Below are 17,131 nucleotides of genomic sequence, written 5' to 3' on the forward strand. Positions count from 1 at the left end.
ATTATGAAAAAATTAATCCTATCATTTGCAGCTGGTTTATTATCATTAACAGCATCAGCTCAAAACCCTGGAAAATCATTATTAAATCCTACCAATCATGCAGTAGTGCTTATCGACCATGAAGGACAAATGGCTTTCGCAACAAAAAGCATCAGCATGGAAGAATTAAGAAATAATGTAGCACTGGTAGCAGGTGGATCAAAAATATTCAATGTTCCTACAGTAGTAACGACGGTGGCAGAAAAGTCATTCAGCGGACCTGTTTTCCCGGAAATTTCAGAAGTATATCCTCAAGCAACCAGTGGATATGTAGACAGAACTACCATGAATACATGGGAAGATGTTAATGCTCACAAAGCCATTACAGGAAAAAATAAAAAGAAACTGGTTTTTGCCGGATTATGGACAAGTGTATGTATCGTAGGACCTGTATTATCAGCGATTGACGAAGGTTATGATGTTTACGTAGTAACCGATGCTTCAGGGGATATTTCTAAAGAAGCTCACGATCAGTCAATCACCCGTATGGTTCAGGCAGGAGCGCATCCAATCACCTCTGTTCAGTATGTATTGGAACTGCAGAGAGATTGGGCAAGAAAAGAAACCTACAAGCCGGTTAATGATCTGATGAAAAAACATGGTGGAGCTTACGGTATTGGAATTCAGTATGCTCAGGAAATGTTAAAACACTAATGGGGCTGTTTCGGCAGGCTGAAAGCCTGCCGAAACCTTCAAACTTAAATATTGAAATAATGAAACTACTGAATATACTTACACTTTCCACAGTTCTGGCAGCAGGAATTCTGAATGCTCAGAAAGCAGACATGATCATCACCAATGGAAAGATCACCACAATGGATGATAAAAATCCGGAAGCACAGGCTGTTGCCATCAAAGACCACAAAATCTTACAGGTGGGAACCAACGCCCAGATTTTAAAATTAAAAAATGGTAATACAAAAGTCATTGATGCCAAAGGAAATAGGGTGATTCCCGGATTGTTTGACAGCCATTTGCATGTGATTCGAGGAGGAAGGTTCTATAATACTGAACTTCGTTGGGATGGTGTGAAATCTTTAAAAAGAGCTTTGGAAATGTTGAAAGAACAAGCTCAGAGAACACCGAAAGGACAATGGGTAAGAGTCATCGGAGGCTGGAATGAATATCAGTTTGAAGAAAAAAGACTTCCCACGCTGGCTGAAATTAATGAAGCTACAGGAAATGTGCCCACTTTTGTCATGTATCTCTATGGAAAAGCCTGGTTAAACAAAGCCGGATTAAAAGAACTGAATATCAATGGAGATACTCCCAATCCTGTCCAAGGTTTAATTGAAAAAGACAATAACGGAGATCCTACAGGATTACTGGTGGCAGAGCCTAATGCATTTATTCTTTATTCAACATTGGCGAAACTGCCGGAGCTGAAAGAAGAAGAAAAAGTAAATTCTACCCTTCAATACATGACGGAACTGAACAGATTAGGAGTGACTGCCGTAATGGATGCAGGTGGAGGATTCCAGAATTTCCCGGACGACTACGGAACAACAGATCAGTTGAACAAACAGGGGAAAATTACCGTTCGACTTCCTTACTACTTATTTGCCCAGAAAAAAGGATCTGAACTTGCCGATTATACCAAATGGATTGGAATGGTAGAAATTGATGACCATGGTCACAATGATTTTAATGAAATCGATTATCATGTCAACGGAGGAGGAGAAAACCTCGTATCAGACGGAGCCGATTTTGAAAACTTTCTTTTCCCAAGACCGGAACTTCCGGCTACGATGGAAAAAAACATGAAAGACGTAGTAAGTCTTCTGGTAAAAAATAAATGGCCTTTCAGAATCCATGCGACGTACAATGAAAGTATCACCAGATTTTTAAATGTTATCGAAGATGTCAATAAAGAAACTCCTTTGAACGGATTAGTATGGTTTATCGACCACGCAGAAACCGTTACCGAAGATAATATGAAAAGAATCAAAGCGTTGGGTGGAGGAATTGCAGTACAGCACAGAATGGCATATCAGGGAGAAAGTTTCATCCATAGATATGGTAAAAAGCCCGCTTTAGCTTCTCCTCCCGTGAAAAAAATGCTGGAAATGGGAATTCCGGTAGGATTGGGAACTGATGGAACAAGAGTAGCAAGTTACAATCCATGGGTGGCTTTATACTGGATTACTACAGGAAAAACAATAGGAGGAACTCAGGTGATGGCTAAAGAAAATACACTGGACAGAAAAACAGCTTTATCACTTTCTACTTACGGAGGATACGAATTGATCAAAGACTACCAGAAAGGAAAAATCCAGAAAGGATACTTTGCAGATCTTACTATTCTGGACAAAGATTATTTCACGATCAATGATGAAGACATCAAAAACATCACTTCAAAACTGACAATCGTAGACGGAAAAGTCGTGTACGGAGATGAAACCTACAAAACAGCAGCACCCGCACCACTTCCAGTTATTCCAGACTGGTCACCCGTAAAATATTACGGAGGCTATCAGACAAAATAATTTTTTAAATCACAAAAGTCACGAAAGCTTCTAATCACTCAAGTATCCACCAACATTTCAATTGAAGGGGTGAAAATTCCCCTCCCTTGGAGGGGTGGCGAAAATTCAAAGAATTTTTGACGGGGTGGTTCTATACACAAAGAAATTACCACTATAAATACCCCCAATCATCCGTGTCAATCCGTGTAATCTGCAGTTAAAAAAAACAAAAATCATTTTAAAAATTCATTCCAATCATGAAAAAGTTAATCCATATCATCACCAATACCAATCCGGGAAGAAAATTAACAGATGTTGCCCTTCTAGCTTTCAGAATCTTACTTTCCGTAGAATTAATCGTAGCTCACGGATTAAAAAAAATAGGAGTAGGCGTTTCACAAGCAGAGCAGGTGCCCAACCCGCTGCATCTTCCTGAAGCTTTCAATAGCCTTTTCGCTGATGCTGCCAATCTCGTATTTCCGGTATTTGTAATCTTTGGTCTTTTCACAAGAATTGCTGTGTTGCCGATCTTAGCGGTGACGCTTACAGGATACTTTATTCTCCATTGGAATGATGCTTTATTGGTAAAAGATACTCCTTTCATGTACAGTTTGTGTTACCTGTTTTTACTGTTTATGGGAGCGGGAAGATATTCAGTGGATCATTATTTAACAAAGAAATCATTATGAAAAAACTGATTGCCATTGTACTGTTGCTGCAGATTTTTATTCCCGTTCAGCTTTCGGCTCAGTTTAAGCTGATGAGGTTTGATGAAGATTATGCTTCCTATAAAGACTCTGCAAAAACTTTTTACAATTCCATCAAATATATACCGCTTGCAGAAAAAAGCAACCATTATCTTTCATTGGGAGGAGAAGCAAGACTGGAATTTGTAGACTTTAATAATGAAGATTGGGGAAGAATGGACATTGGAAGTAATCCTTTTCTGATTCAAAGATACAGTGTACATGCAGATCTGCATCTGGGCTCAAGAGTAAGAATTTTCGGACAGGTGAGAAGTGCATGGGAAAATGGAAGAAAGAACGGTCCGAGACCTATTGATGAAGATCATTTGAATATCCAGAATCTCTTCATTGATGTTGATATTTTGAAAAATGATAAAGAAAAGCTTACAGTGCGTGCCGGAAGACAGGAACTTGATTATGGAAGCGGAAGACTGATCTCAGTAAGAGAAGGTCCGAATTTAAGACTCTATTTTGATGGATTAAAATTCATGTACAAAAAAGGAAATTTCAGATCTGATGCCTTTATGATGGCCGCCAGTGAAATCAATCCGGGAGCTTTTGATAACAAGTCTTCAAAATCAATCAATCTTTGGGGAAGTTACAACACATGGATTATTCCCAGAAGCGGAAATCTGGAGCTCTATTATCTGGGGATTCACAGAAAGGATGTACGTTTTGAAGATGGACTTTCCGATGAGAACAGACATACTTTTGGCGGAAGATTATGGAAATATGGAGGAGGTTTTATTTACAATTTCGAAGCAGCCTACCAGTTTGGGAACTTTAATGCAGGAAATATCAGCGCCTGGACAGCTTCTGCAGACATCGGATATATGTTTGAAAATGTAAAAGGAAAACCGACCATCAACCTTAGAAACGACTATATTTCAGGAGACAGCAATAAAGGAGACGGAACATTGGGAACATTCAACCCGCTGTACCCGAAAGGTGGGTATTTTGGATTTAATCCTCAGATCGGTCCGGTGAATTTAATTGATATCCATCCTTATGCAACCATTGATTTAGGTAAAAAAATAACCGTACAGGCAGACGTAGTTTTCAACTGGAGATATTCTATCCAGGACGGAATTTACAGACCCAGCGGAACATTGAACCTGGCGTCTTCCAACTCAAAAAAGAGATACATCGGAACCGCATTTTTAGGAAGCTTTAATTATAAGATCAATCCATTTTTAACCTTTAACACCGGAATACAATATTTCAATACCGGAGCCTTTATCAACGACGTAATCGACAACCACAAAGACGGACTTTTCATCAATTCCAGAATCGTATTTAAATTTTAAAAAACACAGGGAATTTGAAAATTTGAAAATGAGATCATTTGAAAATAAATTGAACAATTATCCCACATCAATGCACCTCTCCATCACAGAAACTACCTTTGAAAAAGAAAAAAATATCAGGAGCGAAGCGACTTGCGCCTTAACAACATAAACCTTAAAAAAACTTTGCGCCCTTGCGTTATTCCAACAAACAAAATTGACAACCCGCAATTTGAACCCCGCAACTCGCACCCCATAACTCGAAACCAGCAACAAAAATAACCAGCAACAAACAACAAAAAATAAATCACATGAAAAATACACTAAAACAATCACTGGTAATTGCAGCTTTAGCATTATCTACCTTAAACTTTGCACAAACCACAACCACAGCTCCTGCAAAAACAACAGCCATCGGAACTTCCAAAACCTGGGGAACCGTAGACGGAATTTCCATGATAGGATTAGTACAAGGTCCATCATCTGCTGACGCCCAACTTCAGGTAGCCTGTGTTTTCGAATATACAGAAGGAGACATCTTCAATGCTCAGGCATTACCCGCTAAATTGAACGGATTGGTTCACCTGGATGAGGCTTTAAAAGGAGAACTGACCAACCTTAGAAAAACAGGACAGTTTCAGGGACATTCTTTGGAAACCATTTTAATTACACCGCCTGCAGGATCGATGTCTGCCAAGAAATTATTATTGATCGGTTTAGGTGACCGTAATAAATTCACTCCCGATTTAATGACTTCCGTAGGGGAAGTGGCGGCCCGTGAAGCCATGAGGTTAGGCGTTACCAATTTTGCATTCGCCAGTGATCTGAAAGATGCCGGAATAGATTTACCCACCGCTTTGGTAGCGGGAAATGTAGTAAGAGGAATTGTACATGCCAACCGTTCCGAAAATTACTTGAAAGAACACAAATTATCTACCACCAAAAAAATAGAAAAAGTATACCTTCTGGCTGGTCCTGCCTTTTTTGAAACCGCAGGCGGAGGAATTTCCGATGCCATTTCAGAAGTAAAAAAGAAATAATGAACTAGTTTCATTACATTGTTGATCCGGCCTCCTTTTTATAAGGAGGCTTTTTGTTAGATTTGTAAAAAAACTAATAATGACATATTTTAATAAAGATGAAATTTTTTTAGCATATAAAAAAGTAAAGCATTTTTTCTACTATGATAATGCTAATTTGCTGGAAAAAAAGAAGATATCAAATTTCGAAAATGAGCTATTTTTTTCTAATGAACATATTCCTTCCCATAATGTAAAAGAAGTAAAAGATATTTTATTCGAACGTGTTAGTGGGTTTATTAATGATTATTTTGAAAATAATCTTGTTTCTGAAAAAATTTTAAAAGAAAGGATTAGTTTAATAAAATTGCCAAAATCACTTAGAAAACAGAATTTAGATATTATTACTAATAAAGCTAATATTAATGAAAATCTTAAAATTGAGCGATTTAGTTATTTTGCTGATATGCCTATAGAATTGCATATAATTAGTGTTCTTTGGATATTGTATAGTGGAAGATATTTAAACTCTTATATAAATGGTTCTAGTTATGCTAATTGTTTGGACATGGAATTTTTAAATAATAAAAATGAACCTAGTTCTAATTTTAAGTTGTTTAAGCCATATTTTGTTCAATATCAGACCTGGAGAGATACTGCTATTACGAAAGCAGAAGCATTACTTAATGAAGGAAGGGATGTCACTATTTTAAGCTTAGATATTAAGAACTACTATCATTCTGTTAGAATTAATTTATTATCAACGTTTAAACAAATAGAGAAACAGATTAGCAGAGTAGAATCTAATAATTCGGAGTTAGAGATTGAGCGAGTTAAAAAAATAAACGATTGGCTTTTAAAAATCCATAAACTTTATAAGGAAAAATGCATTACATTCTTCGGAGAAATATTTGATAATCAAATTCCTGATCCGAATGAGTATAATCTTCCAGTTGGGCTAATATCCTCAGGATTATTAGCTAATTATTATTTAAAAGAATTAGATGAACGTATAATAAATAACATTAATCCAGCTTTTTATGGAAGATATGTAGATGATTTAATGTTTGTATTTTCCGATATAAATAATTTTGTAGATAAAGATTTAAATTCATCCATAATTACATTTTTAAATAAAAATTTTGTCAAAAAAGATATTCTAGATTTTGAAGTAAAAAATGAATACATAAAGGATACATATTTTAAAAATGGTGATTATTTAGATTTAAAAGAATCAATACTTGAGAATGATCGTTTAAAAAAGCAAAAGGAAAATTTAGACTTTGATGAGAATAAAACAAATGTTTTCTTGACGGACAATATTAAGTTTAAGATTAAAACATTTGACAAAAGAAATGATAAGGATATCTATGAAAAAAATGATGATTTATTTAATTATGATGAACTAACCATTCAAAGTTCCAAAGTTGTTTTACATTATCTTGATCATAAAGAGTCGAGAGCAATTATTAATATTTTTAAAAGAAAGCTTGATAATCAAAGAAGTGAATTTAGATTTCTACCTGACGAAGATGAAATTAGTGAGAAGTTTGATGAAGAGGCATTTGAATTACGATATAATGATTCTATTAATAAATTTAGAAGTATAAGCGATTTTTCAGAAAATAAATATGGTGCTTCAAAGTTTTTGGCAAAAAAGATATTTGCTAAAAGTTTTGGTGATAAAGAGATAGATGATGATTCAGATAATCAAATTTTAACTTTTTTTAAAGGAGAAATAGCTATAAAATTTTATTCACTCTGGGAGAAAGTTGCAACATATTTTATTGTTAGTAATAGAGAAGAGTATTTATTTAAGTTTATAAAAAATGTCGAAAAAGCAATTCATCATACAGATTTTTCATTTAGATCATTTTCAGAAAGTAGAAAAAATAGTGAAGAAGAAAGAAAATTACTTTTTGATTATTTAGAAGTGTCTGTTGCAATTCCTCTAGCACTTAATCCAAATTTCGTTTCATATCACTTATTTAATGAATCAGATCAACTATTTTTCAAAAATATTAGAAAACTTTCATTAGGAATTAGGAAAAGTAATTTAATTAGACATTCTTTAATGTCAATACCATCATGTAATTTAACAAATATCCTCTGTACAAATCTATCTTTATTAGAAAATGATTTTAATAAATATAAAAACGAAAGTAAGGCTATAAATATTTTTGAGGTAAATAAATCTTTTGCCTTTTTAGTCCCTTATTATGTACAATTTCATGATGTTAATATATTAAGAATAATTCAAGTAATTACAAGTTTAGATAATATTACTATAAAGAAAAGTGATGAGTTTGATTATTTGTATCCTCCTAAAAAAGATGCGAAGGGTAAAACAGTAAAAAAGATTAAAGACAAAGAAATTGATATTATTAATAGTATACCTGATGATAGCTTTAAGTTATATTATTTTATAAATTATTCTTGGAAGTTTAATGTCAAAATAATAGATTTTGAAAGAACAAAGAAAAGGTACTTTACTATTGATAAGCTTGAACAACATACTAAAAGCTCTCAATCTATATATGTAAACGTTACTGGAGATAAGGTTGATAACGGTTATTCTGATCAAGTTAATAAAAATATAGCAATAGCAAATATCAAAATTAATTCGGCAGATATGTTTGCTAGTATAACAGGACATGCAAATGTTAAAAAAAATAGAAGAAAGAATATTTTTGGATTAATAAATGAAGCAGATAAAAATGAGGCTGATTTATTAGTTTTCCCTGAAGTTTCAATTCCATATTCTTGGATAAGGCTATTAGCTGAAAGAAGTCATAAAAGATTTATGGGAATTGTTGCAGGGTTGGAACATTGGGTAAATTCGAAAGGAGTTGTATTTAATTTTATGGTTACTATTTTACCATTTAAAATTAATTATTATACGACTTCAATAATAAAATTACGGTTAAAAAATCATTATTCACATTTTGAAAAACATCAAATAAAAGGCTATCGTTTATTAATTCCAAATGAAAATTTAGATAATTATACAATGTCATATGACCTTTTTCATTGGAGAAAAACATACTTTTCAGTTTATAATTGTTTTGAATTAGCAGATATTAACCACAGGTCTTTATTTAAGTCAAAAGTTGATTTTATAATTGCATCAGAATATAATAAAGATACAAGTTATTTTGCTGATATTGCAGGTGCTTGGGTAAGAGATATACATTCCTATTTTATTCAAGTAAATTCGTCAGATTTTGGTGATTCTAGAATAATACAGCCATCAAAATCATTTTGTAAAGATCTCATTCAAGTTAAAGGAGGAAATAATTCAACTATATTAGTTGGGAATTTAGATATTCAGAAGCTAAGAAACTTTCAATATAAAGAATATCATCTTCAAAAAGATGATATCGATGGAGGAAAAACAGTATTAAAACCAACACCTCCTGATTTTGATAGAAAGAATGTAAAAATAAGAATAGAGAATAAGGATTTTAATGTTTAGTAAAAGGATATTTTATTTAATAATAATTTGAGCAAGAATTAATGAGTAGTATTTTGTTGTTACAATTTTTTAAGTCAAAAAAAATCCCGATTTTTGCACTCCTTCAATAAACCCGAGTTCATGAAATTATGTATTGCCGAGAAACCCAGTGTTGCCAGAGATATCGCCAAAGTATTGGGCGCTACCACGCCTAAACAAGGCTATATGGAAGGAAACGGCTATTGCGTAACATGGACGTTCGGACACCTTTGTACCCTGAAAGAACCTCATGACTACGGTCCACAGTTCAAATCCTGGAACCTCTTTTCACTACCTATTATTCCCAGTAGTTTTGGAATCAAGCTGATCCCGAATAAAGGCGTTGAAAATCAGTTTAAAGTAATCGAGAAATTAGTAGAAGAATGTGATGAGGTCATTAACTGTGGGGATGCCGGGCAGGAGGGAGAACTCATTCAGCGTTGGGTCTTACAGAAGGCAAAATGCAACAAACCGATTCAGCGTTTATGGATTTCTTCACTAACGGAAGATGCTATCAAAGAAGGATTTGCGAGCTTAAAGCCAGCAGAAGATTACAAAAACCTTTATCTGGCCGGAAATGCCAGAGCCATAGGAGATTGGTTATTGGGAATCAATGCTACCAGACTTTTTACCAAGAAATTCGGGGGAAATAAAGCGGTTCTTTCTATTGGAAGAGTGCAGACCCCTACATTGGCGATGCTGGTGCAGCGTCAGAAAGAAATTGATGCCTTCACCACGGAAGAATATTGGGAGCTGAAAACCAAATACCGTGATGTCCTTTTCAGTGCAGCCATAGATCGTTTAAAGACGTTGGAACGTGCAGAAAAAGGATTGGAATATCTTAAAGTCAATCCATTTGAGATCGTTTCTTTCGAAATTAAAGAAGGAAAAGAAAAAAATCCAAGACTTTTCGATTTGACCGGACTTCAGGTAGAAGCCAATAAAAAATACGGATATTCAGCTGAAAATACGCTGAATTATATTCAAAGTCTTTACGAAAAGAAGCACGTAACTTACCCTCGTGTTGATACTACTTATCTATCCGAGAGTTTATATCCGAAAATAACAGGGATTCTTCAGAAAATGTATCCGTATCAGGATCTGATTGCACCTTTGTTGGAAGCTCCGATTCCAAAATCAAAGGCTGTTTTCGACGATACAAAAGTAACCGATCACCATGCCATCATTCCTACAGAAATTCCACCTTCTCAGAATTTGAGCAGGGAAGAAAAACTGATTTATGATCTGATTGCAAAGCGTTTCATTGCGGTATTCTATCCGGAATGTAAAATTTCCAATACTTTAGTAGAGGGAAAAGTAGGAACCATTCCTTTCAAAACAAGCGGAAGACAGGTTCTTGAAGCAGGATGGAGAGCCGTTTACGCTAAAGAACCGAAAGAAGAGACTACCGATAAGGAAAAAGAAAAAGAGGAAGAACAAACCATCCCTGAATTTACTGTAGGAGAAACCGGACCCCACGATCCTATGATCCACCAGGGAAAAACAACCCCTCCAAAACCATACACGGAAGCAACACTGCTGAGAGCGATGGAAACTGCCGGAAAACAGGTTGAAGATGAAGAATTGCGTGAAATGCTGAAGAACAACGGGATCGGAAGACCATCTACCCGTGCCAACATCATTGAAACCCTTTTCAAAAGAAAATACATCGAGAAGAAAAGGAAAAACCTCATCGCTACCCAAACCGGAATCCAACTGATTGATACCATCGAAGACGAGCTGTTAAAAAGCCCGGAATTGACCGGAGAATGGGAATCCAAACTTCGTAAAATTGAAAAAGGAGAGTATGAAGCCAATCTTTTCAAAGAAGAATTGATCCAGATGGTGACCGAGCTTACCAAAAAGGTTGTTGACGGCAAAGGGAAAGTCATCACTCTTCAGGAGGAAGAGAAAGAAGTGGTGAAAGAAAAGAAAAAAAGAGAGCCTGCCCAGAAGAAAGAACTTCAGTCCTGGGAAGAAACGAAATGCCCGAAATGTAAAGAACACAATCTGATCAAAGGGAAAACTGCTGTAGGCTGCTCCGATTTCAAAAACTGTGGCTTTAAAATTACCTTTGACATTTTCGGAAAAAAATTATCTGATAAACAACTTTTAGACTTGGTATTAAAAGGAAAAACCTCAAAATTAAAAGGCTTCTCTACCCATCCGGAAGCTATCACAGAAGGTGTTTTGACTTTAAGTGATGATTTCCAGGTACAACTGAGCTAATCAATAGCATATTTAATCCACATCGTCAATGATCATTAGAAAAAAATAAACTAACTAGAATTATCAAGTGGAGAATACGGGATTCGAACCCGTGATTTTTCAATACTGAATTAAGCGTATAGATTATTTTATATCTGGATTCCTACGGAATGACAAACTGTATGGATAAACTAAGCGTTGTACTTGTCATTCCGCAGGAATCTAACCTTATATTTTTTTACACTTTCAGAAAATGTTCCTTCACACTAATAATACAACTGAAGACGTAAAAATTCCCCTCTTCCGGAGGGGTGGCGAAAATTCCAAGAATTTTTGACGGGGTGGTTTACCGAAACAATCTCTCATACCAAACCCCAACATCACTCTTAATCTCCTCATGATGCTTACATAAAATCAAAGCCAGTTCCAGCTCAGACCTGTCAGATTTATAAGGATTCAAAGTAAGAAACCCAAAGAAATTTCCATCCTGATCAACAATCGCAGGAGGGTAGGAAGCATAAGCATTCCAGGGAGAATAGGTGCTGTATGAGCTTCCATAATTTCCATAAGTATTCCATATCGATTTTGAGCTGTAAACGTTTCCGTAATCGCTGAATTTATTCCAAATCGAATTTTTATCAAAATTATCACAGTTTAAGCATCCCAGATACTGATCCTGATCTGCGCCTCCATACAAATGCAGCGTCTGCGCATGAAAAATACAGCATAAGAAAAGACTTAAAATAACAAACACATTTTTATAATACATAAGATGATTACTTTATTTAATAAGTACAACTGTCAGAAATAAAAAGACTGGTACTAACCTCCATCTTCTCGCTTCCATCTTCCAGCCTTATCTATCAGTCTATTTTAAATTTTTTAGGTGATTTTCCAGTGATCTGAGTGAATTTTCTGTAAAAATATTCCAGTGTATTAAAACCGGATTCAAAACAGATATTTTTAATCCCGATTTCAGGGTTGCTGATCAAAAGCTGCTTGGCATGTTCTATTCTCAACTGGATAATATATTCTACAGGAGTACAGTTGTAAGAATGTTTAAACTTTTTAAACAGATTGGCTTCACTCATTCCTGCGATCATGGCCAGCTTCTTGATCGTAATTGGTTCTCGGTAATTTTGTTTGATAAAATGAACCACTTCCTGAAGTCTGTTCTGCACATTTCCTGTCTTGTCAGAATACAGCAAAATATGTTTTGCATTGGTTTTCATCAACTCATAAATCAGTTCTTTCAGACTTAAGCTTAAAAGAAAATCCGAGGTATTATGAAGATTTCCGTCAATTCTTCTGTTATAAAGATTGGTAAGGCTTCTCCACAAAGATTCATCCGAGCTTACGAACTTTTTTACTGCATTTTCTTTCATCATGATTCCCGTTCTGTCCCAATCCGGATGCCAGTTTTCAATCACTTCAGAAAATACACTGTCAATATATTCCTGTTCTATATTCAATACCAGACATTTTGTAGGTTCTTTGAAAATGGGATGGATATCTATGCTCAGTTCTTTATTGCAGGGCGGAATAAATACACTTCTTTCATTAAACTCAAAAGTTTCATCCTCACTGCGAATAATCTTATTGCCACTCAACATCAGCGTGATGACAGGCTTTTCAAAATAGAAAGGAAAATCATGACAAACTACATTCGTTTCAAATACATTCAATTCACCAAAAGGAATGCTGAAAACAGTTCTTTCTTCGATCTTTTCCATGATAGGTAGAGTTTAGGTTAAAAAAAATAGAGAATAGGTAAATGATTTATATCATGTTATTGCCATTTTCGAGCTACGTAAAATACAAAATAATTTAAAACAATGGAAAATACATCAGCAGTCAAAGAAACCCATACTCCAGATACCCGGTTTTTATCTCTAAATCCTTCTAATTTGGAGGTTATAGGCGAAGTAACCAATACTTCCCGTGAGGAGATTGACGCTAAAATTGAGAAAGCAAAAAAAGCCCAGAAACTGTGGTCAGCAAGACCGGATGCAGAAAGAAAAGAGATTTTATTAAAAGTAGCGGAAGCTCTACAGCAAAATTCAAAACAGCTTGCAGAATGGATCACCCGAGAGCAAGGAAAACCGTTGAATGGTCCTGGAGCTAATTTCGAAATGCAGGCTTGTGTAGGCTGGACGCAGGTTCCCGCTTCACTGGATTTGCCTGAAGAAATTGTGTTTGAAGATGAAACCAGAAAAGATGTTTTATATAGAAATCCGATTGGAGTAGTAGCTGCCATTGCTCCCTGGAACTGGCCTTTGATGATCGCTATCTGGCAGATTATTCCTTCATTGAGAATGGGAAATGCAGTCATCATCAAACCTTCGGAATATACCACTTTTTGCAGTCTGGAAATGATAAAAGTGATCAACAGTGTCCTTCCTGAGGATATTTTGCAGGTAGTTACCGGCAGAGGAGAGGTAGGAGGTTATCTTACCTCACATCCGGAAATTGGGAAAATTATGTTTACAGGTTCTATTGCCACGGGGAAGAAAGTCATTGAGGCTTCTGCTAAAAATATGGCCCGATTAACCCTTGAATGCGGAGGAAATGATGCTGGGATTATTTTACCGGGACTTGATATTGCAAAACATATCGAAGGAATTTTCTGGGGTGCTTTTCTGAATATGGGGCAAACCTGTGCCTGCTTAAAGAGACTATACGTTCATGAAAACGATTACGAAAAAGTCGTTAAAGCGTTGGCAGATTACTCATCCAATATTCCGATGGGGAATGGCGCTGATGAAGCCAGTATTCTTGGACCTATCCAGAATAAAATGCAGTACGACAAAATTCAGGATCTGATCCGTGATTCTGAAAAAATGGGGGCTGACTTTATATTCACAGGACAAAAACCTGATCTGGAAGGCTATTTTATTCCCGTAACGCTGGTTGGAAATGTCGATAACGGAGATCGAATTGTAGACGAAGAACAGTTCGGTCCGGTGTTGCCAATCATTAAATACAAGACACTGGAAGAAGCCATCAGCAAAGCAAATGATTCAGAAAACGGACTGGGAGCTTCCGTTTGGAGTGATGATCTTGATGAAGCTCAGAAAGTTGCCGCACAATTGGAAGCAGGAACCGTATGGATCAATCAGCATGGAGCTATCAACCCGTTTGTACCGTTTGGAGGGGCAAAACAATCCGGTTATGGAGTAGAATTCGGAGTTGAAGGACTCAAAGCAGTTACCGTTCCTAAAGTAATCAGTATCAAAAAATAAAACAAATAAAAAACAGATGAAATACGATTTTATAATTGTCGGATCCGGTTCGGCAGGGGCTGTAATAGCCAACAGATTAAGCGAAAATGAAAGTATAAATGTTCTTCTGCTGGAAGCAGGTCCCGATGATAAAGTGCCTGAAGTAGAAGAACAGGCAGGCTGGCCCGCCATATGGAATACTGAAAGAGACTGGGCCTATCATACCGTTGCTCAGGAACATGCAGGAGGAAATACACGATATTGGCCTCGTGGTAAAACATTGGGAGGTTCAAGTTCCATCAATGGAATGATTTACATCAGAGGACATCAACAGGATTATGATAGTTGGGCTTATAAAGGATGTGTGGGCTGGGACTGGGAAAGTGTTTTACCTTACTTTAAAAAATCAGAAACGCATGAAGAGGGTGCAGATGACATTCATGGAGGGGAAGGACCACTGTATGTAAGTCGTATCAAACATCCGAATGCCATTTCAATAAGCGCTATTGAAGCCTGTAAAGAACTGGGCTATCCTCTGACAGATGATTTTAACAAAGAAATCTGGGGTGCAGGTCTTAATCATCTCAGCGTAGGAAAAGACCATAAAAGATGTTCTACGGCAAAAGCATTCTTAGATCCTGTGAAATCGAGACCCAATCTGCATATTCATACCAATGCATTGGCTCAGAGACTGATTTTTGAAGGAGATGAATGTATTGGAGTTCAGTATCTGAAAGACGGTGAATTAATAGAAATGGAAGCCGAAAAAGAAGTCATTGTATCCTGCGGAACCATAGAATCTGCCAAACTTCTGATGCTTTCCGGAATTGGTGACAAGCAAGAACTGGAATCTGTAGGAATTCCAGTAGTAAAAGACTTGAAAGGAGTTGGCAAAAACCTACAGGATCACCTTTTGACCAGTGTTATTTTTAAAGCTAAAAAAGAAATTCCAGCTCCGGAAGCCAATCTGCTGGAAGCTCAATTATTCTGGAAGAGCAAAGAAGAAATGGCTTTCCCTGACCTACAGCCTTTGTTCATGGGACTTCCTTACTACAGCCCGGGATTCACAGGGCCCGAAAACGCTTTTACATTTTGTGCAGGATTTATCAGACCTGCCAGTAAAGGATATATTAAACTGACTTCCTCTGATCCTTCTGTATCACCAGAGATCAATCCGATGTATCTTTCTGAAGAATCTGATCTGGAAGCCCTTTATCAATGCGTTGAAATATGCCGTGAAATGGGAAGAACAGAAGCCATGAAAGAATGGAATGACGGTGAAATCTATCCCGGAGAAGGAAAAACAAAAGAGGAAGTGATAGATTATATCAAAAAATCATGTTCCACCTATCATCATATGACCGGAACCTGTAAAATGGGGATCGACAGCCATTCTGTAGTAGATCCGAGATTGAGAGTATACGGAATAAAAGGACTAAGGGTAGCAGATGCATCCATTATGCCGGATGTAGTTTCCGGAAATACCAATGCACCTACCATTATGATTGGTGAAAAAGCTGCCGATATGATCAAAGAAGATCATCATCTGAAAGCGTCAGGTTCATCTGAAAAGTTATCGTTTGTTGTGTAAGAGAGATTAAAACCTTGAAAAGTAGCCGTTTCGTATTTATGGAACGGCTTTTTAACGAAAAAATTAAAGATCGTTGAGATAAAAAAGTCTGTAGCACTTACCTTTGTTTAAAATAAAATTCATGACACCAGAAAAAAAGAAACTCATTACAGACAGCTTCGGCCGTTCAGAAACCTTACAGTTTTATAAAGCAGAACTGCTGGAAGTAGAAACCGATTTTATCTCCATGAAAATCCCTAAAATGGAAATGATGACCAGAAAGGCAGGAATGTTCAATGGTGCAATGATCGCCTCTTTGGTAGATGTTTCCTCGGGATATGCTGCGGTGAGTCATTATGAAGAAGATTGCTATGTAGTAACCGTGGAACTGAAAGTAAATTACCTTCGTCCTGCCATTGGAGACGCCCTGGTTTCAAAATCTTATGTGATCAAAGGCGGTGCAAAGATCAGTGTGGTTCGTACAGAAATTTATGTTCAGGATGAAAATGGTGGTTCAGAAAGCCATGTGGCTACCTCATTGGTGACAATGATGAAAATAAAGTAACACAATCAGGTGAAAAAGAGATAAATATTCCTTGAATAAAGGGTTTTGTGAAATTATTTTTACCGGAATGGAATGGCTTTTGCTCCATAACCCCCATAAACATTAAAAAATAAGAATATGAACCTAATTATCCGATTGTTTGTAACGGCGATAGTAGCCTTTCTTTTAACCAAAATTTTACCAGGAGTACGCTTTGAAGACTTTTCTGCAGCGATTATTTTTGCTATTGTTTTAGGGGTTTTAAACATATTTGTAAAACCTATCCTGAGTCTTTTCGGTCTTCCGTTAACGATTCTGACACTTGGATTCTTTGCACTGGTCATTAATGCAGCCATTATCATGATTGCAGATTATTTTATGGATAGTATGGCGGTAGACGGTTTCTGGTGGGCATTTATCTTCAGTATTCTGTTGTCAATTGTCACTTCTTTAGCCAATTCAATGTTCTCAGATGGAGATTAATTGATTGAAAATAAATTATATAACAGTCCGTTGGTGTTAAACCGGCGGGCTTTTTTT

The 17,131-nt window shown here is 36.3% G+C and carries 13 protein-coding genes; 11 read left to right on the forward strand and 2 right to left on the reverse strand.

Going from position 1 to position 17,131, the window contains the following annotated elements; all coding sequences use genetic code 11:
- The first annotated feature begins 3 nt into the window (after positions 1 to 3).
- The 7 genes from ACTJJF_RS01040 to ACTJJF_RS01070 all read left to right on the forward strand — a co-directional run bounded on the left by ACTJJF_RS01040 (position 4) and on the right by ACTJJF_RS01070 (position 11,277).
- Positions 4 to 693: a hydrolase gene (locus ACTJJF_RS01040; protein ID WP_110010611.1), complete on the forward strand. Its 690-nt coding sequence runs from the start codon at positions 4 to 6 to the stop codon at positions 691 to 693.
- Positions 694 to 752: 59 nt separating this feature from the next.
- Positions 753 to 2,525, forward strand: a complete 1,773-nt coding sequence (locus tag ACTJJF_RS01045; RefSeq protein WP_440698382.1) for an amidohydrolase — start codon at positions 753 to 755, stop codon at positions 2,523 to 2,525.
- A gap of 236 nt (positions 2,526 to 2,761) precedes the next feature.
- Positions 2,762 to 3,193 (forward strand): DoxX family protein, encoded by a 432-nt coding sequence (locus ACTJJF_RS01050; protein ID WP_440698383.1) that lies wholly within the window; start codon positions 2,762 to 2,764, stop codon positions 3,191 to 3,193.
- A complete protein-coding gene (locus tag ACTJJF_RS01055; RefSeq protein ID WP_440698384.1) occupies positions 3,190 to 4,557 on the forward strand; it encodes an alginate export family protein in 1,368 nt (455 codons plus the stop codon). Before ACTJJF_RS01050 ends, ACTJJF_RS01055 begins: the two co-directional genes overlap by 4 nt.
- A gap of 290 nt (positions 4,558 to 4,847) precedes the next feature.
- Positions 4,848 to 5,576, forward strand: a complete 729-nt coding sequence (locus ACTJJF_RS01060) for a M17 family peptidase N-terminal domain-containing protein (protein WP_440698385.1) — start codon at positions 4,848 to 4,850, stop codon at positions 5,574 to 5,576.
- A 79-nt stretch (positions 5,577 to 5,655) separates the two neighbouring features.
- Entirely contained in the window at positions 5,656 to 9,030 is a 3,375-nt protein-coding gene (locus ACTJJF_RS01065) for a hypothetical protein (protein ID WP_440698386.1), read from the forward strand.
- Between the two features lie 120 nt (positions 9,031 to 9,150).
- Positions 9,151 to 11,277: a DNA topoisomerase 3 gene (locus tag ACTJJF_RS01070; protein ID WP_440698387.1), complete on the forward strand. Its 2,127-nt coding sequence runs from the start codon at positions 9,151 to 9,153 to the stop codon at positions 11,275 to 11,277.
- A gap of 325 nt (positions 11,278 to 11,602) precedes the next feature.
- Here the strand turns inward: ACTJJF_RS01070 and ACTJJF_RS01075 are convergent, their stop codons facing one another.
- Together ACTJJF_RS01075 and ACTJJF_RS01080 are read right to left on the reverse strand one after the other, a co-directional pair.
- Entirely contained in the window at positions 11,603 to 12,025 is a 423-nt protein-coding gene (locus tag ACTJJF_RS01075) for a hypothetical protein (RefSeq protein ID WP_440698388.1), read from the reverse strand.
- Between the two features lie 94 nt (positions 12,026 to 12,119).
- Positions 12,120 to 12,989: a helix-turn-helix domain-containing protein gene (locus ACTJJF_RS01080; RefSeq protein WP_440698389.1), complete on the reverse strand. Its 870-nt coding sequence runs from the start codon at positions 12,987 to 12,989 to the stop codon at positions 12,120 to 12,122.
- 102 nt (positions 12,990 to 13,091) lie between these two features.
- Between ACTJJF_RS01080 and ACTJJF_RS01085 the strand changes: the two genes are divergently transcribed.
- The 4 genes from ACTJJF_RS01085 (at position 13,092) to ACTJJF_RS01100 (ending at position 17,074) form a co-directional block, all read left to right on the forward strand.
- Complete coding sequence (locus ACTJJF_RS01085) at positions 13,092 to 14,498, forward strand: aldehyde dehydrogenase family protein (protein WP_440698390.1); 1,407 nt, start codon at positions 13,092 to 13,094, stop codon at positions 14,496 to 14,498.
- Between the two features lie 16 nt (positions 14,499 to 14,514).
- On the forward strand, positions 14,515 to 16,068 hold the full coding sequence (locus ACTJJF_RS01090) for a GMC family oxidoreductase (RefSeq protein ID WP_440698391.1): 1,554 nt from the start codon (positions 14,515 to 14,517) through the stop codon (positions 16,066 to 16,068).
- A 121-nt stretch (positions 16,069 to 16,189) separates the two neighbouring features.
- Complete coding sequence (locus ACTJJF_RS01095) at positions 16,190 to 16,612, forward strand: PaaI family thioesterase (protein WP_312296592.1); 423 nt, start codon at positions 16,190 to 16,192, stop codon at positions 16,610 to 16,612.
- A 117-nt stretch (positions 16,613 to 16,729) separates the two neighbouring features.
- Positions 16,730 to 17,074, forward strand: coding sequence for a phage holin family protein (locus ACTJJF_RS01100; protein ID WP_312296593.1), 345 nt, complete (start codon positions 16,730 to 16,732; stop codon positions 17,072 to 17,074).
- Positions 17,075 to 17,131: the final 57 nt, after the last annotated feature.

It is taken from the genome of Chryseobacterium sp. 22458 (assembly GCF_052044975.1).
GTDB lineage: Bacteria > Bacteroidota > Bacteroidia > Flavobacteriales > Weeksellaceae > Chryseobacterium.

Bases quoted from the DNA above. Each gene is read 5' to 3' on its own strand.
- ACTJJF_RS01040 (WP_110010611.1), top strand. From the start codon at position 4: ATGAAAAAATTAATCCTATCATTTGCAGCTGGTTTATTATCATTAACA.
- ACTJJF_RS01045 (WP_440698382.1), top strand. From the start codon at position 753: ATGAAACTACTGAATATACTTACACTTTCCACAGTTCTGGCAGCAGGA.
- ACTJJF_RS01050 (WP_440698383.1), top strand. From the start codon at position 2,762: ATGAAAAAGTTAATCCATATCATCACCAATACCAATCCGGGAAGAAAA.
- ACTJJF_RS01055 (WP_440698384.1), top strand. From the start codon at position 3,190: ATGAAAAAACTGATTGCCATTGTACTGTTGCTGCAGATTTTTATTCCC.
- ACTJJF_RS01060 (WP_440698385.1), top strand. From the start codon at position 4,848: ATGAAAAATACACTAAAACAATCACTGGTAATTGCAGCTTTAGCATTA.
- ACTJJF_RS01065 (WP_440698386.1), top strand. From the start codon at position 5,656: ATGACATATTTTAATAAAGATGAAATTTTTTTAGCATATAAAAAAGTA.
- ACTJJF_RS01070 (WP_440698387.1), top strand. From the start codon at position 9,151: ATGAAATTATGTATTGCCGAGAAACCCAGTGTTGCCAGAGATATCGCC.
- ACTJJF_RS01075 (WP_440698388.1), bottom strand. From the start codon at position 12,025: ATGTATTATAAAAATGTGTTTGTTATTTTAAGTCTTTTCTTATGCTGT.
- ACTJJF_RS01080 (WP_440698389.1), bottom strand. From the start codon at position 12,989: ATGGAAAAGATCGAAGAAAGAACTGTTTTCAGCATTCCTTTTGGTGAA.
- ACTJJF_RS01085 (WP_440698390.1), top strand. From the start codon at position 13,092: ATGGAAAATACATCAGCAGTCAAAGAAACCCATACTCCAGATACCCGG.
- ACTJJF_RS01090 (WP_440698391.1), top strand. From the start codon at position 14,515: ATGAAATACGATTTTATAATTGTCGGATCCGGTTCGGCAGGGGCTGTA.
- ACTJJF_RS01095 (WP_312296592.1), top strand. From the start codon at position 16,190: ATGACACCAGAAAAAAAGAAACTCATTACAGACAGCTTCGGCCGTTCA.
- ACTJJF_RS01100 (WP_312296593.1), top strand. From the start codon at position 16,730: ATGAACCTAATTATCCGATTGTTTGTAACGGCGATAGTAGCCTTTCTT.